The sequence below is a fragment of the Photobacterium marinum genome (genome assembly GCF_000331515.1).
GTDB lineage: Bacteria > Pseudomonadota > Gammaproteobacteria > Enterobacterales > Vibrionaceae > Photobacterium > Photobacterium marinum.
Genome location: NZ_AMZO01000002.1, coordinates 48,823 through 68,812, shown reverse-complemented (window position 1 = coordinate 68,812; position 19,990 = coordinate 48,823). Strand labels below are relative to the sequence as shown.

Genomic DNA, 19,990 nt, shown 5'->3' with positions numbered 1-19,990 from the left:
GCGCGTTTAATGAGCAAACGATCAATTTTTTCGTATCAATCTGTTAATCATCTGTTTGTTTTACCACCAGCCTAAATGACTGCAAGATGAAATCACCTCTCTCGATACATTTCCCCTATTGATTCCCAAGCAGCAAGAAATAAGTCAAAAGCAGCAACTGGTAATAAAATTCAGATATAAAAAAAGCGCACTTCCGTGCGCTTTTTCTTTACAGATATGTTAACCCGGCATAACCGCTAGCAATTTCTGCCTCTCATCTCTGGCCAGTTTCACAAACTTGCCTCGCTGAGAAGAGGAAACAGGTTCAGCCTGAGGCAGCGGTACTTTCATCGCATTGACCGGGCGGTTTTTCTTAATCAGTTCATAATGAAGGTGCGGTCCGGTCGAACGGCCGGTATTACCACTCAGAGCAATACGCTGCCCCATCTTCACCTTATCACCCACCTTAACCAGTAGGCGATGCAAATGCAGGTAGCGGGTCATGTACTCACGACCATGCTTAATCACAATATAGTTACCAGCTAACCGGTGCTTACGAGCTTTAACTACTACTCCGTCACCAGCTGCCAGTACCGGCGTACCGATTGGTGTCGCAAAGTCAGTTCCGTTGTGCGGCGAAATGCGCCTGGTGATCGGGTGCTTACGATTTGGATTAAACGAAGAGCTGATACGATAGCGTTTCGCCAGAGGGATCCGGCGTAACGCACGGTTCAAACTTTTACCTTCGGCGTCATAAAACTGTCCGTCTTCATTGCGCATCACAAACACTTCACGATTACCGCTAATATAGTAAAGCGCTTTCACTTCGCCGCGATTGACGGCCTTACCATCAATAAACTCTCGTTCCACAGTAACAGCAAAGCGATCTCCCTTACGGGCTTCACGGCCGAAATCAAAACGCCATTGCAGTGCCTGAACCAGAGTTTGAATCTGATTTGGAGACAAACCAGCAGAACGAGCTGACTGATAGAAACTGCCTGAAATGCGCCCGGTTAGCATAACCGGTTTAATCTCGCCATTCTCTTCTTGAGCTTTATACTTATAGCCCTGTGGCGTTAGTGTATAAACGTCTGTTCTCTTTGCGCTACGCTTGATACTCAGCGATTCAACGTGCCCTTCATCATTTAACGCCCACTCCAGCATCTGGCCAACGCCAAGGTTCTGAATCGATTTATTCACATCAATCAGGCGATACATATCTGAAAGTGGAAGCGCATACTGAGAAAAGATTACCCCCAGCGTTTCACCAGAAGCAACCTTATGGCTGTGAGCTTCAGGAACAACATTTTCCAGTTGCTGTTCAAGCTCATCTTTCGGGGCAAGGAATTCAGGATCATGAGGGTCAAGAACAACCCCCATAGGCTCACTGTGCTGATCAGACAGCACTTCCAAATCATCTACAGCAATATCAACTTCAACCCGCCCGTCAGATGAAAACGATGAAGACTTATTGAACGGGGATGACGGCTGCCACATCACTGCAGCCGCCACAATTAATGAAGTTGAGACTAAAGCAATCCTGTGCTGTCGAGGAAGTTGTTTTAAAGATAAAACCGCAACCTTAAATTTTTTCATTATTGTTTAAGACACTTAATATAACTTTGTCCCAGTTCATGCAGGAATCGAATATAACCACCTTTCCCCTCAGCAATCTCCGTTGCCATAGGATCAAGGGTTCCTACATTAACATGAGTTCCACTTACTACACTTTTAACAACAGACGGAGAGAACTGCGGCTCACTGAATACACACTGTGCCTGCTTGTTCTGCAATGACCGTCGAATAGTCACCAGGGTTTTCGCGCCCGGACGGCGATCCGGATCGACAGTAAAATGCCCCAGGTTATTTAATTTAAACTGTTCTTCAAAATAGCCGTAAGCATCGTGGAAAACGTAATAGCCACGATCTGCTAACGGTTTGAGTTCCGCATTGAGTTCATCAACTGCTTTTTCCACATTTGAAGCGAACTGTGAAAGGTTATCTTTATATCGATTTTTATTCAATGGATCCAGCTGAATCAAGGCTTCCGTGATCACCTGCGCAACTTGGACCGATTGCTTTGGACCCAGCCAAAAGTGTGGATCAACGCCATCATGGCTGTGAGTATGGTCACCGTGGTGGATCTCCGCACCATGCTCATAATGGCGGAAATCAATGGCGTGCTGCTTCGTTATAGCTAGACTGTTTTTCTTATTTTCCAGAATCTTAGTAAGGAACATTTCTAGCTCAGGGCCGCCCCAAACAACCAGATCTGCATCACGTAGCTTTTTGACATCTGACGGACGAAGCGCATAATCATGCGGAGATGTCCCTGGTGGCAACAAATATTCAGTCTGAGCGATACCGTCAGTCAGCTCCTGAACAATTAAATTCAGTGGTTTTACTGTTGTAACCACGTTTAACTCGCTGGCTGAAAGATAAGATGAAAAAAGTAAAGCTAAAGAGCTGCAACAAAGAAACAATCGGCGCATAATATTTTCCGAAATAATAATTAATTACAAAACCGGGCTGAGAATGTTATATTATAACATCTCAGTTTGGCAAATACCTTAAGCACTTTTTTATGACAACCCTAGTTGAACTACAAACTGTTACCGTTACCTTCGGGGAGCGTCACGTGCTCGATCAAGTATCAATAAAGCTTGAACGAGGCCAAATCACGACTTTGATTGGTCCAAACGGCGCGGGTAAATCAACACTGGTAAAAGTAATTACCGGTCTTCGCAAACCAACATCAGGGAAGGTTATTCGCCAGAAAGGAGTCCGGATCGGTTATGTTCCGCAGAAGCTCCAGTTGAACTCAGCGTTACCGCTCACGGTTGATCGCTTCTTACGACTGGCTGGCCGTTATTCTGAAAGCGACAGAACTAACGCTTTAAATCTGGTAGGTGGCGCACACCTGCATCACAGCAACATGCACTCGCTGTCCGGCGGGGAAATGCAGCGTGTACTGCTGGCTCGGGCTCTGCTTCAATCTCCGGATGTACTGGTGCTTGATGAGCCAGTTCAGGGTGTCGATGTGAATGGCCAGCTTGAACTCTACAGCCTGATCCAATCGCTTCGCGATAAGCTGAATTGCGCAATTTTGATGGTTTCACACGATCTGCACTTAGTCATGGCCAAAACCGATCATGTCATTTGCCTGCACCATCATGTTTGCTGCTCAGGCGAGCCGGAAACAATTACCAGTCATCCGTCTTATGTCGCTCTATTTGGTCAACAACAAAGTGAGCAGCTGGCACTATATCACCACCATCATAATCACGAACACAACCTGGCAGGCAACCCGGTAGGTCCTTGCCAACACCACCAGGAAAAATAACAAATCATGCTTGAATTTATTCTTCCGGCCCTGATTGCCGGTATTGGTATTGCAGCGCTGGCAGGACCGCTTGGCTCTTTTATTGTCTGGCGTAAAATGGCGTATTTCGGCGATACCCTCTCCCATGCTTCCCTGCTGGGTATTGCGTTGGGCTTTCTGTTTAACATTAACCTGAATCTGGCTTTAATTATCTGCTGCCTGTCTATTGCCGTGATTCTGGTCAGCCTGCAAAAGCAAAAATACATCGCCACAGATACGCTACTAGGCATACTGTCACATAGTGCCCTTTCACTGGGTATGGTTGCCGTCAGTTTCCTCGATAATGTCCGTATTGATTTGATGGCCTATTTGTTCGGTGATCTGCTGGCAGTTACTACTCAGGACATCATGTGGATTTATGGAGGCGGGTTTATTGTTCTTGCGCTGCTGGTCGCTCTGTGGCGTCCGTTACTGTCGATGACAATCAATGAAGAACTGGCTCAAGTTGAGGGAGTGAACGTTGAATTTATGCGTTTGATCCTAATGCTGATGGTCGGCCTGGTGATTGCTGTCGCAATGAAGTTTGTCGGTGCCCTTATCATTACCTCACTGCTGATTATCCCGGCAGCAACAGCACGACGCTTCTCTCAAAGTCCGGAATTCATGGCAGGCCTTGCATCTGTCATTGGCGCAATTGCCGTTATGCTCGGCCTTGCAATGTCGTGGCATTACGACACCCCAGCAGGCCCTTCTGTGGTCGTTTCGGCAGCTGCTATCTTTATGCTCAGCCAGCTCAAGCGAGCTGAAAGCTAAATAATCACTGCACGGACAAACTAAGACACAAAGAAAACCCGCCTTCATATACAGTATATAAAGGCGGGTTTTTAATACTTAAATCAACCTTCTCAGGTCGGTATTACCAACCGGTCACTTCGCGCAAAGCTTTACCAATTTCAGCCAAGCTCTTGACGGTTCTCACACCTGCCGCTTCCAGAGCTGCAAACTTATCTTCTGCAGTACCTTTACCACCAGAGATAATAGCGCCGGCATGGCCCATGCGCTTACCCGGAGGAGCTGTAACACCGGCAATATAAGAAACCACCGGCTTAGTGACATGCTCTTTGATATAAGCCGCTGCTTCTTCTTCCGCCGTACCGCCAATCTCACCGATCATCACAATCGCTTCCGTAGCGGGATCATTTTCGAACATTGCCAGAACATCGATAAAGTTTGAACCAGGGATCGGGTCACCACCAATACCAACACAAGTTGACTGACCAAAGCCTTCATCCGTGGTCTGTTTCACCGCTTCATAAGTCAGCGTACCTGAACGGGAAACAATACCGACTTTACCCGGACGGTGAATATGACCTGGCATAATACCGATCTTACATTCATCTGGCGTGATCACACCCGGACAGTTAGGGCCGATCATGCGAACACCGGTTTCATCCAGGCGGATTTTCACTTCCAGCATATCCAGTGTCGGAATACCTTCGGTGATGGTGACGATGAGCTCAATACCTGCATCAATAGCTTCCAGGATGGCATCCTTACAAAAAGGTGCCGGAACATAGATCACAGTCGCTGTCGCACCAGTTGCTTCAACGGCTTCGCGAACGGTGTTAAACACAGGCAAACCAAGATGTGTCGTTCCGCCTTTACCCGGAGACACACCGCCGACCATTTGTGTACCGTACTCAATGGCCTGCTCGGAATGGAAAGTACCCTGACCGCCGGTGAATCCCTGGCAAATGACTTTAGTATCTTTATTAATTAGAACAGACATTATTTACCCTCCGCTGCAGCAACCACTTTTTCCGCTGCTTCAGTCAGGGAAGTCGCAGCAATGATATTCAGACCACTCTTCGCCAGAGTTTCTGCCCCCAGCACTGCGTTGTTACCTTCGAGACGAACAACAACCGGCACTTCAACGCCAACTTCTTCAACCGCACCGATAATACCTTCAGCAATTAAATCACAACGCACGATACCGCCGAAAATATTGACCAGCACAGCTTTAACATTGCTGTCTGACAGAATGATCTTAAATGCTTCGGTGACACGCTCTTTGGTTGCACCACCACCGACATCGAGGAAATTAGCAGGCTGACCACCATAAAGGTTAACGATGTCCATTGTGCCCATCGCCAAACCGGCACCGTTGACCATACAACCGATACTGCCGTCCAGCGCAACATAGTTAAGTTCCCACTGGGCAGCATGCGCTTCACGCTCATCTTCCTGTGAAGGGTCGTGCATTTCACGCAATTTCGGTTGGCGGTACAAGGCATTGGAGTCAATATTAATCTTACCGTCCAGGCACAGCAGGTTACCGTCACCTGTGATCACCAACGGATTGATTTCAAGCAAGGCAAGATCATAATCACTGAACATGGTGCCAAGCCCCAGGAATATTTTGGTGAACTGCTTGATCTGCTCGCCTTCCAGCCCCAGTTTAAAGGCCAGTTCACGCCCCTGATAAGGCTGAGGCCCCACCAGCGGATCAATCGCGGCTTTATGGATAAGCTCAGGTGTCTCTTCAGCCACCTTCTCAATTTCAACACCGCCTTCGGTTGAAGCCATGAAAACAATACGTCGAGATGCACGGTCTACAACCGCACCCAGATAGAGTTCGTTGGCGATGTTTGACGCTTCTTCAACAAGAATTTTCGCAACAGGCTGACCGTTGGCATCAGTCTGATAAGTCACCAGGTTTTTACCCAGCCACTTCTGCGCAAATTCTTTGATTCCTTCCTTTGTATCATGCAGCTCAACACCACCCGCTTTACCACGGCCACCGGCGTGAACCTGACATTTTACAACCCACTTATCACTACCAATTTTCCCTGCGGCTTCAGCCGCTTCTTGTGGGGTATCACAAGCGTAGCCTTCCGGAACTGGCAAACCGTATTCAGCAAATAGCTGTTTTGCCTGATATTCGTGCAGATTCATTATGTTCCATCCGTTCTCATATCCCTTGGGGACTTGTTATCCATCTGAAATACTATGGTATTTCCGCATCAGTGAAAGTCGGAACCAATTTATGCCGGGCCGAGCCAGCCCGGCTTGGCCCGAAATTAAACGTCCAGTAACAGACGAGTAGGATCTTCAAGAAGTTCTTTGATGGTGACCAGGTAGCCCACTGACTCACGACCATCAACCAAGCGGTGGTCATAAGACAGGGCCAGGTACATCATCGGCAGGATTTCAACTTTACCGTCAACCGCCATCGGACGGTCCTGGATCTTATGCATGCCCAGAATAGCCGACTGAGGTGGATTGATGATTGGAGTAGACATCAGAGAGCCAAACACACCACCATTGGTAATGGTGAAGTTACCGCCGGTCAGCTCATCGACAGTCAGCTTGCCATCACGTCCTTTAATCGCAAGATCCCGAATACCTTTCTCGATTTCAGCCAGGCTCAACTTGTCGCAATCACGCAGAACCGGAGTAACCAAGCCGCGTGGTGTCGATACAGCAATACTGACATCGAAGAAGTTGTGGTAAACGATATCATCGCCATCAATTGACGCATTAACTTCAGGGTAGCGTTTCAGCGCTTCAACCACAGCTTTAACGTAGAAAGACATAAAGCCAAGGCGGATTCCGTGGCGCTCTTCAAAGATGTCTTTGTACTGCTTACGAAGATCCATGATTGGCTTCATGTTCACTTCGTTAAACGTTGTCAGCATAGCTGTGCTGTTTTTCGCTTCCAGCAGTCGCTCAGCTACACGCTTACGCAGGCGGGTCATAGGAACACGCTTCTGGCTACGATGAGCAAGCGGCACTTCAACTTTGGCTTCCGCAACAGGGGCAGGCGCTTCCGGTGCTTTTGTCTTCACTTCTTTCAGGTAAGCTTCAACGTCTTCGCGTGTAATGCGGCCACCAACACCCGTACCTTTCACATCTGAAGGGCTGATGCTGTGCTCACCCAGCAGGCGACGTACAGCAGGACTCAGAGCCTCACTGGTCTCTTCACTTAGAGAAGCAGTTGTGCGCTTAGTTGGCGATGCCTCAGCTTCAGCAGGCACGTCAGCTGTCGGCTCACCGGCAACGGCACCAGTCTTGATCTTACCAATAAGCTGCTTAGTTAAAACCGTTGTACCTTCATCCTCGAGGATAGACTCAAGAATACCATCTTCCGGTGCAGGTACTTCCAGCACCACTTTGTCTGTTTCGATATCAACCAGAACTTCATCACGTGTAACGGTATCACCTGGCTGTTTGTGCCAAGTAGCCACTGTCGCATCAGCAACTGATTCAGGTAAATCGGGAACCAGAATTTCGATCGTCATATCGGCTTTGTCCTTTTTGTTCCAGTTCTTATTAATCTATTGTAAGCGCAGCATCGACAAGCGCTTTCTGTTGTTTCAAGTGAACCGACATGTAACCTACAGCCGGTGATGCAGATGCCGGACGCCCCGCATAATTTAACTCAGCGCCTTTAGGCAACGCAGCACGGAAGTTGTGCTGACTTGAATACCAGGCTCCCTGGTTTTGCGGTTCTTCCTGACACCAGACGAAATCAGAAACGTGCTGATAATTCGCTAATGCGGCTTCAACATCTTCTTTAGGGAATGGGTAAATCTGTTCAATACGAACAATGGCCACATCAACCTGCTCATTCTTACGGCGCTGCTCCAGCAAATCGTAGTAGACTTTACCTGAACACAGCACGACGCGTTTGACCTGTTTCGAGTCAAGATCATCAATCTCACCGATAGCTGGCTGGAAGTTGCCGTCTGACAGTTCATCCATTGTTGATACACATAACGGATGACGCAGCAACGACTTCGGTGACATAACAATCAATGGACGACGCATCGGACGCATTACCTGACGACGCAGCATGTGATAAACCTGAGCCGGAGTCGATGGGATCACCACCTGCATGTTCTGCTCGGCACAAAGCTGAAGATAACGCTCAAGGCGAGCTGATGAGTGTTCCGGTCCCTGACCTTCATAGCCATGTGGCAGCAGCATTGTCAGACCACACATACGGCCCCACTTCTGCTCACCAGAACTAATGAACTGGTCAATCACCACCTGGGCACCATTGGCGAAATCACCGAACTGGGCTTCCCAAACCGTCAGACCGCCCGGCTCTGCAGTTGCATAACCGTATTCAAAAGCAAGCACCGCTTCTTCAGATAGTACCGAGTCAAAGACCTGGAATGAGCCCTGCTTATCATGGATGTTCGCCAGCGGTACATAGGTGCTGGCATCGGCCTGATTATGCAGGACCGCATGACGGTGGAAGAAAGTACCACGACCTGAATCCTGACCTGTAATTCGGATACGCTTGTTTTCATCAACCAATGTCGCGTAAGCCAGTATTTCGGCCATACCCCAGTCAACAGGCTTATCACCGACAATCATCGCCTGTCGATCGTTGTACAGCTTCTGAACACGACTTTGCAGTTTATGGCTGTCCGGATGCTGGCAAACTCGCTGTGCCAGTTCAAGCAGACGAGGCTGCTCAATCGTGTTCGGCCACTCTTCATTCCAGTCGTGCCCCAAGTATGGTGCCCAGTCGACGGAGTGAAGCTTCATCGGACGCCACTCTTTGACCACACATTCACCATGATCCAAAGCATCACGGTATTCGTTGATCAGGCCTGTTGCGGTTTCCAGATCGACAGTACCTTCATCAGTCAGGGCATCAGCATACAGCTTACGCGGTGTCGGATGCTTCTTGATTTTCTGGTACATCAGCGGCTGAGTCGCATTCGGCTCATCCGCTTCGTTGTGCCCATGACGACGGTAACACACCAGATCAATAACAACGTCGCGCTTAAATGTATTGCGGAAATCCATCGCAATGCGAGTAACGAAAGCAACTGCTTCCGGATCATCAGCATTAACATGGAAGATTGGTGCCTGAACCATTTTCGCGATATCAGTACAGTACTGAGTAGAACGAGTATCGTTCGGGTTAGATGTCGTGAAACCAATCTGGTTGTTCACCACAATGCGGACTGTACCGCCGACACGATAACCTCGCGCCTGCGACATGTTAAAGGTTTCTGCGACAACCCCCTGGCCCGCCACCGCCGAATCACCATGAATGGTGATCGGTAATACTAGAGAACCGTCTTTATCTCCCAGACGGTCTTGGCGGGCGCGGACCGAGCCCATAACCACCGGGTTTACAATCTCAAGGTGTGATGGGTTGAATGCCAACGCCAAATGCACATCACCACCTGGTGTCGCAAAGTCTGCCGAGAAGCCCTGGTGATATTTCACGTCACCGGTGCCCCAGGTTTCGTCATGCTTACCAGCAAACTCATCAAACAGATCCTGCGGTTTCTTGCCGAGCACGTTAACCAGCATATTCAAGCGACCGCGGTGTGCCATACCGACAACCACTTCACGGACACCGTTCGTACCGGCGTGACGTATCAACTCTTTAACCATAGGAATGAGCGCATCGCCGCCTTCGAGAGAGAAGCGCTTGGCACCGGGGAATTTTGCGCCAAGATAACGTTCAAGGCCTTCGGCCGCTGTTAGCTCATCAAGAAAGTTGATCTTTTCTTCTTTAGTAAACGTTCCTTTACCGACAACTGATTCAAGACGCTGTTGAATCCAACGCTTCTCATCAGTGTCAGTTATGTGCATATACTCCGCACCGATAGAACCACAGTAGGTTTTTTTCAGTGCATTGAAGATTTCAGAGAGCTTCATGGTTTCCTGGCCAATGGCAAAAGAACCCACATTGAAGTCCTGATCGAAATCATCTGCTGTCAGGTTATGGAACTCAGGATCGAGATCAGATACTCGGTCCTGCTGCCACAACCCCAGCGGATCTAGATTTGCATGTTGATGACCTCGGAAACGGTATGCGTTAATAAGCTGCAATACCTTAACCTGCTTGGCATCAACATCCGGGTCGCTGACGGTAGCACTTAGATGGGTTGTTTCTTTTGCGAGCCGACGGAAATAGTCACGTACACGCGAGTGTGGCTGCTCAACAACAGCTTCGCTCACGACAGGCAGGTCATCAAATACATGACGCCACTCTTCGTTAACTAATTCTGGGTCGCTAAGATACAACTCGTAGAGATCCTCTACATAAGTTGCATTGGCGCCAGCCAGGTGTGAAGACTCAAGCCATGCCTTCATAACGCCGTTCTGCATTGTTTTCCCTTAACCACTAGTTATCGCCATTTGCACCGATCATCTGACGACCGGCCATTGAGGCTGACTCCGGTTGCGAGCCTGGAGCCAGCATATCGATAATTCTATTAATTATACTGCGCGCTTTAGCAACATTGACTTAATGTGACCAATCGCTTTTGTTGGATTTAACCCTTTAGGACAAACATTTACACAGTTCATGATGCCATGGCAACGAAAAACACTAAAAGCATCGTCGAGATCGGACAATCGTTCATCGGTTGCAGTATCACGACTGTCAATTAGCCAACGATACGCAGCTAACAAGCCAGCCGGACCAATGAATTTATCCGGGTTCCACCAGAATGACGGGCAGGACGTTGAGCAGCAAGCACACATAATACATTCGTACAGGCCATCCAAATGCGCTCGCTCTTCCGGCGACTGTAAGTTTTCACGCGCTGGCGGCTGAGCACCGTCGTTAATCAGGAACGGTTTTACTTTGGCATAGTTGGCATAGAACTGTTCCATGTCGATGATCAAATCACGGATCACCGGCAGTCCGGGCAAAGGACGCAGTACAATGGTTTTCTCGCCGGTTAGGGCTGAAAGCGGTGTAATACACGCCAAACCATTTTTGCCATTCATATTGATACCGTCAGAACCACAAACACCTTCCCGGCATGAACGGCGAAATGCCAGACTCGGGTCCTGCTCTTTCAGCAAGATCAAGGCGTCAAGCACCATCATGTCAGAACCATCAGGCACTTCAAGGATATAACCTTTCATGTGCGGCGCGTTATCTACATCAGGGTTGTAACGGTAAATTGAGAAATTCAGCTTCATAATCCCTTCCACCCCTTAGTAAGTACGCGCTTTCGGCGGAAATGCCTCACGATAAATCGGTGTCATATTCACATCACGCTTTGACATTTCTTCTGTCACAGGGTTGTAAATAGAGTGACACAACCATTGTGTATCATCGCGCTCAGGAAAGTCGAAACGGGCATGGGCACCACGGCTCTCTGTCCGGTAGTTTGCCGCTACTGCTGTGGCATAAGCCGTTTCCATCAGGTTATCCAGCTCCAGGCATTCGATACGCTGAGTATTAAACTCAGTCGACGTGTCGTCCAGTCGTGCTTCTTTCAAGCGCTCGCGGATAACCTTCAGCTCTTCAAGCCCTGTTGCCATTGCTTCGCCTTCACGGAATACCGAGAAGTTATTCTGCATACAAGTTTGCAGGTCTTTTCGAATTTGAACCGGATCTTCACCCTTCTGGGTATTATTCCAACGGTTAAGGCGGGCAAGCGATGCTTCTATGTCTGACTCTGTCGCCGGACGGGCTTCAGCCTGCGCCAACAGCGTTTCACCAAGATGCAAACCAGTCGCACGACCAAATACCACCAAATCAAGCAGCGAGTTACCACCCAAACGGTTGGCACCGTGCACAGATACTGATGCAATTTCACCACAGGCGAACAGCCCCTGTACTTCGACATCCTGACCGGCTTCATTTTGTTTGATCGCCTGACCGGATACCTGAGTCGGTACACCACCCATCATATAGTGACAGGTAGGAATAACAGGGATCGGCTCTTTCACCGGGTCAACATGGGCAAAGGTACGAGAAAGCTCACAAATACCCGGCAGGCGGGATTCAAGCACATCTTTACCAAGGTGATCCAACTTCAGTTTGATATGAGGTCCCCATGGGCCATCACAACCACGACCTTCGCGAATTTCAACCATCATGGAACGGGCAACAACATCACGGCCGGCCAAATCCTTCGCATTTGGTGCATAACGCTCCATGAAGCGTTCACCATCTTTATTAAGCAGGTAACCACCTTCACCACGACAACCTTCTGTTACCAGAACCCCGGCTCCGGCAATGCCTGTCGGGTGGAACTGCCACATTTCCATATCCTGCATCGGTACACCGGCACGTAACGCCATTCCGACACCGTCACCGGTGTTAATATGGGCATTAGTTGTCGAAGCATAAATACGGCCTGCACCACCTGTTGCCAGAATCGTCGCTTTGGATTTGAAATAGCAAAGCTCACCGGTTTCCATGCATATAGCGGTACAACCTAAAATTGCACCATCCTGATTTTTCACCAGATCCAAGGCGTACCACTCAGAGAAAATCGTCGTCTGGTGCTTAATGTTCTGCTGATACAAGGTGTGTAATAAGGCATGACCAGTACGGTCAGCAGCAGCGGCTGTACGAGCTGCCTGCTCGCCGCCAAACTCTTTAGACTGTCCACCAAAAGGACGTTGATAAATAGAGCCATTATCAAAGCGCGAAAACGGCAGTCCCATTTTTTCCAGCTCAATAACTGACTTCGGCCCATTCTTACACATGTACTCGATGGCATTCTGATCACCGATATAGTCAGAACCTTTGACTGTATCGTACATATGCCACTGCCAGTTATCCGGATGGGAATTCCCCAGCGCAACAGTAATACCGCCCTGAGCCGATACGGTATGAGAACGGGTCGGGAAAACTTTAGACAGCAAGGCACATTTCAGGCCCTGCTCAGAAATTTGAAGTGCGGCACGCATGCCAGCACCACCAGCACCGATTACTACGGCATCAAATTCACGAACTGCAATGCTCACTTACGCACCCCACACAATAAAGAAACCAGAAAACAGGTAAACAAATAAAACGGTTACCACAGCAAACTGGATCAATGCCCTAATCGCCGCGGGTTTAATGTAATCAGTCAATACCTGCCACAAGCCAATCCATGCGTGGATCAGCACCGAAAGCAGTGCCAGCATAGTAAACACCTTGGTGCTCAGCTTGCCGAAAAATGCCGTCCATGTTTCGTAGTTAAGGTCAGGGCCGAAAGTAAAAAATCCGACCATATAAATGGTGTAAAAGGTAAGAATTACTGCGGTTGCACGTACAAGAATGAAGTCATGAACACCATTACGGCCGACTGTTGATACGTTGTTTACCATACTAAGCCTCCTGCAAAGAGGGAAAGCACACCAACGATCACGAAACTAATTTTCGCACTCGCAATGCCGGTTTCCATTTCTTCGAAATATCCCATATCCATCAGCAAATGACGTATCCCCACCACAATGTGGTAGAAAAGAGCCGTCAGCACACCCCAGAGCACAAATTTCACGAAGAAGCTGTCAACAATGCTGGCAGCACTTGCGAAACCTTCCGGGGAAGAAAGGGACAGGCCTAATAACCAAAGTAAGATTGCAACAGAAATGAACGTAATGACGCCCGATACACGGTGTAGGATTGACGCTATCGCAGTCAAAGGAAAGCGAATCGTCTGCAGGTCGAGGTTGACAGGTCTTGGCTTATTTACTTTCACGGTATTTGCCCACTCAGCTCCATTGAAGCATTTATTCTTATTGATCTCTCCGGTTCAGTGCTAACCCTCGTCATCCAATTAAACAATTTTGCAACTTTTCGTTACGATAATGTTTTTTTTGAGCCGTGAAACATTACCGCGGCTAAGTGCTTAATATTGTTAATAACTTAAACATTGGATTCTGGCAACGACAGAACCAGAGGCCTGTCGCGAGTATACGCCCCGTAACAACCAATTACAAACCTTGTAACATGACCTCTAACACGATTTGGGAACTTTTCAGATTTTCACACACTCTTATTAACAAGCGCACACATAACGGCACAAAAATTGACAAACGAGCCACCTAACGGTACAACATTTAAACATCCGTTTTTGGATCAGGACTATAAAAGCAAAGGAGATTGTTATGGCAGACAAGAAAGCGACTCTTCATATTGAAGGGAAAGCGCCAGTCGAACTGCCGATTCTCGGGGGCACACAAGGTCCTGAAGTAATTGACGTGCGCAAACTTGGCGCCAACGGTTACTTCACATTCGACCCTGGATTTATGGCTACTGCATCATGTGAATCTCAAATTACTTACATTGATGGCGATAAAGGTATCCTGCTACACCGCGGTTATCCGATCGACCAATTAGCCAATAATGCTGATTACTTGGAAGTCTGTTACATCCTTTTATACGGCGAAGTGCCAACTCGTGAGCAATACGAGACATTCAGGACTACGGTCACACGCCACACTATGGTCCATGAACAAATTGCCAGCTTCTTCCACGGCTTCCGCCGCGATGCTCACCCAATGGCAATTATGTGTGGTGTAGTTGGTGCACTGGCTGCTTTCTATCACGACTCTCTGGATATCAATAACGATACCCACCGTGAGATCACGGCATTCCGTCTGTTGTCAAAAATGCCGACACTGGCTGCGATGTGTTACAAATACTCTATCGGTCAGCCATTTATCTTCCCACGCAATGACCTCGATTATGCAGAGAACTTCCTGCATATGATGTTTGCAACTCCGTGTGAAGAATATGAAGTCAGTCCGGTTGTTGCCCGTGCAATGGATAAGATTTTCACTTTGCACGCCGATCACGAGCAGAACGCATCAACCTCAACAGTGCGACTTGCAGGCTCTTCCGGTGCAAACCCGTTTGCCTGTATTGCAGCTGGTATTGCTTCACTTTGGGGACCGGCACACGGGGGCGCCAACGAAGCATGCCTGAAGATGCTTGAAGAAATTGGTTCCGTAGACAAAATCCCAGAGTTCATAGAACGAGCGAAAGACAAGGATGATCCATTCCGCCTGATGGGCTTCGGTCACCGTGTTTACAAGAACTATGACCCGCGGGCAACTGTGATGCGCGAAGCTTGCCATGACGTTCTGGAGGAGCTGAATATTCAAGACCCACTGCTCGATGTGGCAATGGAGCTTGAGCGTATTGCCCTTTCAGATGAGTATTTTATCGATAAAAAACTATATCCGAATGTCGATTTCTACTCAGGTATCATCCTGAAAGCGATTGGTATTCCGGTATCTATGTTTACCGTGATCTTTGCCATGTCCCGTACTATTGGCTGGATTGCCCACTGGAATGAAATGCACAACGATCCGCATAATCGTATCGGTCGTCCTCGTCAGCTATACACTGGCTACAAGCAACGAGACTTCCAGCCAATTCACGAACGAGAGTAAAACTAACGTACCTTAAGGTATTAAACAAAAAAGGTTGAGTTGCAAGGCTCAACCTTTTTCTTTTCAATCAGCAAAAAATGTTATACCGGGTTATCAATATCGATGAAAGTGACGTCGAAATCGTGCTCCTGAGCCAGCCACTCACCTAACGATTTCACACCATAGCGTTCAGTAGCATGATGTCCGGCGCTGAAGTAATGGATCCCCAACTCACGGGCGGTATGCACAGTACGCTCTGAAATCTCACCGGAGATAAATGCATCAAGGCCTTTTTGCGCAGCCAGCTCAATAAAATCCTGACCGCCACCTGTACACCAACCCACCGTTTTGATCTCTGCTGGCGCATTATCGCCGATATGCAGCGGCTCACGATGCAGCGCAATAGATAAACGGGATGCCAGCTCTTCACCTGTCAGCGGTTGCTCAAACTGACCATAGACAGAGACAGAATTTGGATTACCGTCTTCAAGACCACCCAACACTTCAATTTCCATCAGTTCAGCCAGCTTAGCGTTATTACCAAGGCGCGGATGAACATCCAATGGCAGGTGATAGGCGTACAAATTAATACCGTTTTCAATCAGTGCCTTAATTCGACGAAATTTCATGCCGCGAATTTCCGCCGGCTCCCCTTTCCAGAAGAAACCATGATGAACAAGCAGCGCATCTGCCTTTTCTTCGATAGCGCGTTCTATCAGAGCCTGGCATGCCGTAACACCAGTAATAATTTTCTTAACTTCGGACTTACCTTCAACCTGCAAACCATTCGGGCAATAGTCTTTGATCAGGTGAGGGCTCAGCAGCTCGTTGAGTACGGCTTCCAGTTTTAGGTTATTCATTTTCGCTTCCTTTTATACCATTCAGGGTATTACGGTTAGCGTTATTCTATACCAACTGACAGAATCAAACCGGAAATTATCACCGTTAAACAAGACGATGACAGCTGTAAAATCGTTTAATTATTTACACGAGGAGCCGTCTGGATCTTTAACTCTTTGGACCAGGATTCCGCCTGCTGTAACCAAACAGGTTTATCACTGGTTTTGAGCCAATATCGATACAGATAGCTATAAAATTTTGACCGAGTTGAAACAGGCAGGCATACCATGACGGGAAAGGCAAACACACCGACAATAATAGCCAAGCTACGACGTAGAATAATGCGAGGAACTGAGAATGGTGTATACATGAGACCTCCAAAACTGGTCCAACCTGTAAACACTCTAATTGATGACGTCCTGTGTCTCTATACCATAAAGCTTGTTTTTTACCCAAGTTTGAACTAAATAGCTAAATTAATATCCTTTGATTCCTTTTGTTTACATGACAGAAACAAAGCCTCAACAATATACAACTGATTTAATATCAATTCTCCACTATCCCCTACTTTTTGACAGTGCTCCCTTTGCGGCAGATGACGACTGGTTAAGTCAATTTCGTCGCAGAGCTACCATCCCTGAGCCATCCGGTTATCAGGGCAACCGGAGGCTTGGCTTTTATTATCAGTGGCTCTGGAAACAACTGATAAAGGCTCACCCGGACTATGAACTGGTTGCTGAAGAAGTCCAGATTCAATGGCAAAAACAGACAGTGGGAGCCATTGATTTTCTGGTCCGAAACCTAATGAGCGGAGAACTGGAACACTGGGAAGTTGCGATTAAGTTCTACCTTGCGTATCAATGGTCCTGGCCCGGTCCCAATGCCAAAGATAATCTGGATAAGAAAATTCAGCGCATGCTCGACCACCAGCTAAGGTTATGTGAACATCCAGCATACCAATCACAACTGGCGAAAAGATATGGTCAACCGACTAAAAAGCGACTGATCATGCAAGGGCGTCTTTTCTACCCGGTGCAGAACAATGCTTATGGTTCTAGCCCTGGTTCTGATATACAGCTAAACCCCAAGGCATTTACCGGATTATGGGGCTATCGTTCTGAGACCAAGGAACGGCCACTAAAATGCATTGGCAAAGAAAACTGGATCAGCCCGCCAACCTATCATGCCCTGGAAATGACACAGGTCCCCGACCCAATTAGTACGCCGGTTCAGGCAGTTGATCCTGATAACAGGATCTGGTTCATCATGCCAGATGACTGGCCACATAATCAAAGCAACTGTAAATAACATCAAAAAACGCCCCGACTTGATATTATTCAAATCGGGGCGTTTTAATTAATTGATGCTTCAATCGATGGTAATTAAACCTTACAAGCCAGCATCCGAGAAGACTTTACTTACAATTTCCTGTGCTTCTTTTTCAATCAGAGCAAGGTGCTCCTTACCCTTGAAGCTTTCACAGTAAATCTTATAGATTTCTTCAGTACCTGACGGACGAGCAGCAAACCAGCCATTTTCAGTGGTTACTTTCAGGCCACCAATTGCAGCACCGTTACCCGGTGCATGGGTCAAACGGGCTGTAATTGGATCACCAGCCAGCGTTTCCGCAGCAACCATTTCAGGCGACAGCTTGCTAAGTACCGCTTTCTGCTCACCATTCGCAACAGCCTGAAGACGGTTGTACTCAGATGCACCGTGCTTAGCAGCCAACTCTTCGTAGTACTGCTGTGGGTTCTTACCCGTAACTGCGGTGATTTCGGCAGCAAGCAGACACAGCAAAATGCCGTCTTTGTCTGTTGACCATGGTGTGCCATCCATACGCAAGAAAGATGCACCGGCACTTTCTTCACCGCCAAAGCCCAGTTTGCCGGAGTAAAGGCCATCAACAAACCATTTGAAACCAACCGGTACTTCACACAGCTCACGACCAAGGTCAGCAACAACGCGATCGATCAAGGCACTGGAAACCAGCGTTTTACCAACAGCAACTTCCTGACTCCAGTCAGGGCGGTGACGATAAAGATAATCAATGCACACTGCCAGGAAGTGGTTAGGATTCATCAGACCAGACGGAGTAACAATACCGTGGCGGTCGTAATCAGGGTCATTACCAAAAGCAAGATCGTACTTGTCTTTGTGAGCCAGCAGACCAGCCATTGCGTAAGGTGATGAACAGTCCATACGAACCACGCCGTCTTTATCAAGAGACATGAAACGGAAAGACGGATCAATAGACTCATCAACCAGAGTCAGATCCAGACCGTAATGGCTAGCAATTTGGCGCCAGTATTCGATACCAGAACCACCCAGCGGATCGACACCGATTTTCAGGTTGGCTTTCTGGATCGCTGCCATATCAATGACATTCACCAGATCATCAACATACGGTGCAACCAGATCATGCTCCTGTACCAGCTCGCTGGCAAAAGCATCCTGGATAGATACACGCTTAACATCTACCATACCGTTGGCAATGATTTCGTTCGCGCGTTTTTCGATAGCTGATGTCAGCTCACCTTCAGCCGGGCCACCATGTACTGGATTGTACTTGATACCACCGTCCTGAGGCGGGTTGTGAGAAGGCGTGATTACAATGCCGTCAGCCTTATCTTCATTGGCACAGTTGTAGCAAAGAATAGAGTGAGAAATACCCGGTGTCGGTGTATAACCACGATCTTTCTGAATAACAACTTTCACATTGTTCGCAACCAGCACTTCAAGTGTTGACGTGAATGCAGGCTCAGACAATGCGTGGGTATCTTTACCCAAGAATAGCGGACCTGTAACACCGTTAGCGGCACGAACTTCCGCAACAGCCTGAGCAATAGCCCAGATATGGTGCTGGTTAAATGTTCCCTTATCAGCCGTACCACGGTGACCAGAAGTACCAAAGGCAACTCGCTGCTGTGGTTCAGAAGCACTCGGCTCAATCAGGAAATAGTTCGCAACCAGTGCGGGAATGTTGTGCATATCTTCTTGCTGGGCACGCTGCCCAGCACGAGGATGGATCGCCATTAACTTATCCTTGTAAATTGTGAGGCATATAGCCGATTAAATTTCGCCGCAAACTTTTTCAACGATATCCGCACCGAAGCCCATCTTGGTCATCAGTTGCTCTACCATCTGGCGTTTGCGATCAGTATTCGTATTGGTAATCACCCAGAATGGGGTGTTAGGAATGGCTTTCGGCTTAGTCGTTTTACCACTTGCCAGCAAGGTATCTTCATCCTTGGCAAAGTATACGCGTGTACGACCTTTAATTGCCGTGGCATCAGTAAAGCTTTCCGGATCGATACGATAGAGCGAGGACAGGATCAGCATAAATCGGCCGATCGCCTTTTCCTGAGCAGCAAACTCATCAGAAATCAGCACAGATCGCATTTCCTTAACACGATCCACTTTAACCACGTTACCCGCGTCTTTACTTACCACAACACCCTTTGGACGCACAGGCATCACAACTTCCGGCTGTGCTGAGGTTTGATCCGGCATCATAAGCAAGCGGCGCAAAATGTCAGATGCACTCTCACCAATATGCTGGGTTTGGCTGGCGATATAACGATATAGCTCTTCGTCTACCTCAATACTCTTCATCGTAGTGTTCATTATCGTTCCGTTTGAAAATCACCGTGAGATTATAACGTGATCCGAGGTTATACTCTACGGTAAAGCGTTATC

18 protein-coding genes are annotated in these 19,990 nt (G+C 48.0%); 4 read left to right on the top strand and 14 right to left on the bottom strand.

Translation table 11 applies throughout. The features are described 5' to 3' along the window. Positions 1–219: 219 nt before the first annotated feature. Positions 220–1,575, bottom strand: coding sequence for a murein DD-endopeptidase MepM (gene mepM / locus C942_RS01675; RefSeq protein ID WP_007461752.1), 1,356 nt, complete (start codon positions 1,573–1,575; stop codon positions 220–222). Then, positions 1,575–2,471, bottom strand: a complete 897-nt coding sequence (znuA, locus tag C942_RS01670) for a zinc ABC transporter substrate-binding protein ZnuA (protein WP_007461750.1) — start codon at positions 2,469–2,471, stop codon at positions 1,575–1,577. The genes mepM and znuA overlap by 1 nt, the downstream gene beginning before the upstream one ends. Before the next feature lie 92 nt (positions 2,472–2,563). Here znuA and znuC point away from each other — a divergent pair, with 92 nt between their 5' ends. Next, entirely contained in the window at positions 2,564–3,322 is a 759-nt protein-coding gene (gene znuC, locus C942_RS01665; RefSeq protein WP_036798345.1) for a zinc ABC transporter ATP-binding protein ZnuC, read from the top strand. Between the two features lie 6 nt (positions 3,323–3,328). After that, positions 3,329–4,114 carry a zinc ABC transporter permease subunit ZnuB gene (znuB, locus tag C942_RS01660; RefSeq protein WP_007461746.1) on the top strand — a complete coding sequence of 262 codons (786 nt, stop codon included), beginning with the start codon at positions 3,329–3,331 and terminating at the stop codon, positions 4,112–4,114. A gap of 103 nt (positions 4,115–4,217) precedes the next feature. Here znuB and sucD read toward each other — a convergent pair whose 3' ends face one another. From sucD to sdhC, 8 genes are all read right to left on the bottom strand, one after another. Continuing rightward, on the bottom strand, positions 4,218–5,090 hold the full coding sequence (gene sucD / locus C942_RS01655) for a succinate--CoA ligase subunit alpha (protein WP_007461744.1): 873 nt from the start codon (positions 5,088–5,090) through the stop codon (positions 4,218–4,220). Beyond that, positions 5,090–6,256 carry an ADP-forming succinate--CoA ligase subunit beta gene (gene sucC, locus C942_RS01650; RefSeq protein ID WP_007461742.1) on the bottom strand — a complete coding sequence of 389 codons (1,167 nt, stop codon included), beginning with the start codon at positions 6,254–6,256 and terminating at the stop codon, positions 5,090–5,092. Before sucC ends, sucD begins: the two co-directional genes overlap by 1 nt. Before the next feature lie 125 nt (positions 6,257–6,381). Continuing rightward, entirely contained in the window at positions 6,382–7,602 is a 1,221-nt protein-coding gene (gene odhB / locus C942_RS01645; protein ID WP_007461740.1) for a 2-oxoglutarate dehydrogenase complex dihydrolipoyllysine-residue succinyltransferase, read from the bottom strand. 31 nt (positions 7,603–7,633) lie between these two features. Further along, positions 7,634–10,444 (bottom strand): 2-oxoglutarate dehydrogenase E1 component, encoded by a 2,811-nt coding sequence (gene sucA, locus C942_RS01640; RefSeq protein WP_007461739.1) that lies wholly within the window; start codon positions 10,442–10,444, stop codon positions 7,634–7,636. 111 nt (positions 10,445–10,555) lie between these two features. Further along, complete coding sequence (locus C942_RS01635; protein ID WP_007461737.1) at positions 10,556–11,269, bottom strand: succinate dehydrogenase iron-sulfur subunit; 714 nt, start codon at positions 11,267–11,269, stop codon at positions 10,556–10,558. A 15-nt stretch (positions 11,270–11,284) separates the two neighbouring features. Beyond that, entirely contained in the window at positions 11,285–13,051 is a 1,767-nt protein-coding gene (sdhA, locus tag C942_RS01630) for a succinate dehydrogenase flavoprotein subunit (RefSeq protein ID WP_007461736.1), read from the bottom strand. Further along, positions 13,052–13,399, bottom strand: coding sequence for a succinate dehydrogenase, hydrophobic membrane anchor protein (gene sdhD / locus C942_RS01625; RefSeq protein WP_007461733.1), 348 nt, complete (start codon positions 13,397–13,399; stop codon positions 13,052–13,054). Next, the gene (gene sdhC / locus C942_RS01620) at positions 13,393–13,773 is read right to left on the bottom strand and encodes a succinate dehydrogenase cytochrome b556 subunit (RefSeq protein ID WP_036798341.1); all 381 of its coding nucleotides are present in this window, start codon (positions 13,771–13,773) and stop codon (positions 13,393–13,395) included. The genes sdhD and sdhC overlap by 7 nt, the downstream gene beginning before the upstream one ends. 409 nt (positions 13,774–14,182) lie before the next feature. On the opposite strand from sdhC, the gene C942_RS01615 reads away from it, so the two are divergent. Next, a complete protein-coding gene (locus tag C942_RS01615; RefSeq protein ID WP_007461729.1) occupies positions 14,183–15,472 on the top strand; it encodes a citrate synthase in 1,290 nt (429 codons plus the stop codon). An 80-nt stretch (positions 15,473–15,552) separates the two neighbouring features. Here the strand turns inward: C942_RS01615 and C942_RS01610 are convergent, their stop codons facing one another. Further along, a complete protein-coding gene (locus C942_RS01610) occupies positions 15,553–16,311 on the bottom strand; it encodes a Nif3-like dinuclear metal center hexameric protein (RefSeq protein WP_007461727.1) in 759 nt (252 codons plus the stop codon). Between the two features lie 116 nt (positions 16,312–16,427). Then, positions 16,428–16,661 carry a DUF2517 family protein gene (locus C942_RS24520; protein ID WP_007461726.1) on the bottom strand — a complete coding sequence of 78 codons (234 nt, stop codon included), beginning with the start codon at positions 16,659–16,661 and terminating at the stop codon, positions 16,428–16,430. Positions 16,662–16,795: 134 nt separating this feature from the next. On the opposite strand from C942_RS24520, the gene C942_RS01605 reads away from it, so the two are divergent. Continuing rightward, positions 16,796–17,599 (top strand): DUF1853 family protein, encoded by an 804-nt coding sequence (locus C942_RS01605; RefSeq protein ID WP_007461724.1) that lies wholly within the window; start codon positions 16,796–16,798, stop codon positions 17,597–17,599. Positions 17,600–17,680: 81 nt separating this feature from the next. Here the strand turns inward: C942_RS01605 and pgm are convergent, their stop codons facing one another. After that, positions 17,681–19,327: a phosphoglucomutase (alpha-D-glucose-1,6-bisphosphate-dependent) gene (gene pgm / locus C942_RS01600; RefSeq protein ID WP_007461722.1), complete on the bottom strand. Its 1,647-nt coding sequence runs from the start codon at positions 19,325–19,327 to the stop codon at positions 17,681–17,683. A gap of 36 nt (positions 19,328–19,363) precedes the next feature. Further along, complete coding sequence (gene seqA / locus C942_RS01595; protein ID WP_036798469.1) at positions 19,364–19,906, bottom strand: replication initiation negative regulator SeqA; 543 nt, start codon at positions 19,904–19,906, stop codon at positions 19,364–19,366. Between the last annotated feature and the right edge of the window lie 84 nt (positions 19,907–19,990).

Coding starts and splice junctions, on each gene's coding strand:
- mepM (WP_007461752.1), bottom strand. CDS start 1,575: ATGAAAAAATTTAAGGTTGCGGTTTTATCTTTAAAACAACTTCCTCGA.
- znuA (WP_007461750.1), bottom strand. CDS start 2,471: ATGCGCCGATTGTTTCTTTGTTGCAGCTCTTTAGCTTTACTTTTTTCA.
- znuC (WP_036798345.1), top strand. CDS start 2,564: ATGACAACCCTAGTTGAACTACAAACTGTTACCGTTACCTTCGGGGAG.
- znuB (WP_007461746.1), top strand. CDS start 3,329: ATGCTTGAATTTATTCTTCCGGCCCTGATTGCCGGTATTGGTATTGCA.
- sucD (WP_007461744.1), bottom strand. CDS start 5,090: ATGTCTGTTCTAATTAATAAAGATACTAAAGTCATTTGCCAGGGATTC.
- sucC (WP_007461742.1), bottom strand. CDS start 6,256: ATGAATCTGCACGAATATCAGGCAAAACAGCTATTTGCTGAATACGGT.
- odhB (WP_007461740.1), bottom strand. CDS start 7,602: ATGACGATCGAAATTCTGGTTCCCGATTTACCTGAATCAGTTGCTGAT.
- sucA (WP_007461739.1), bottom strand. CDS start 10,444: ATGCAGAACGGCGTTATGAAGGCATGGCTTGAGTCTTCACACCTGGCT.
- C942_RS01635 (WP_007461737.1), bottom strand. CDS start 11,269: ATGAAGCTGAATTTCTCAATTTACCGTTACAACCCTGATGTAGATAAC.
- sdhD (WP_007461733.1), bottom strand. CDS start 13,399: ATGGTAAACAACGTATCAACAGTCGGCCGTAATGGTGTTCATGACTTC.
- C942_RS01615 (WP_007461729.1), top strand. CDS start 14,183: ATGGCAGACAAGAAAGCGACTCTTCATATTGAAGGGAAAGCGCCAGTC.
- C942_RS01610 (WP_007461727.1), bottom strand. CDS start 16,311: ATGAATAACCTAAAACTGGAAGCCGTACTCAACGAGCTGCTGAGCCCT.
- C942_RS24520 (WP_007461726.1), bottom strand. CDS start 16,661: ATGTATACACCATTCTCAGTTCCTCGCATTATTCTACGTCGTAGCTTG.
- C942_RS01605 (WP_007461724.1), top strand. CDS start 16,796: ATGACAGAAACAAAGCCTCAACAATATACAACTGATTTAATATCAATT.
- pgm (WP_007461722.1), bottom strand. CDS start 19,327: ATGGCGATCCATCCTCGTGCTGGGCAGCGTGCCCAGCAAGAAGATATG.
- seqA (WP_036798469.1), bottom strand. CDS start 19,906: ATGAAGAGTATTGAGGTAGACGAAGAGCTATATCGTTATATCGCCAGC.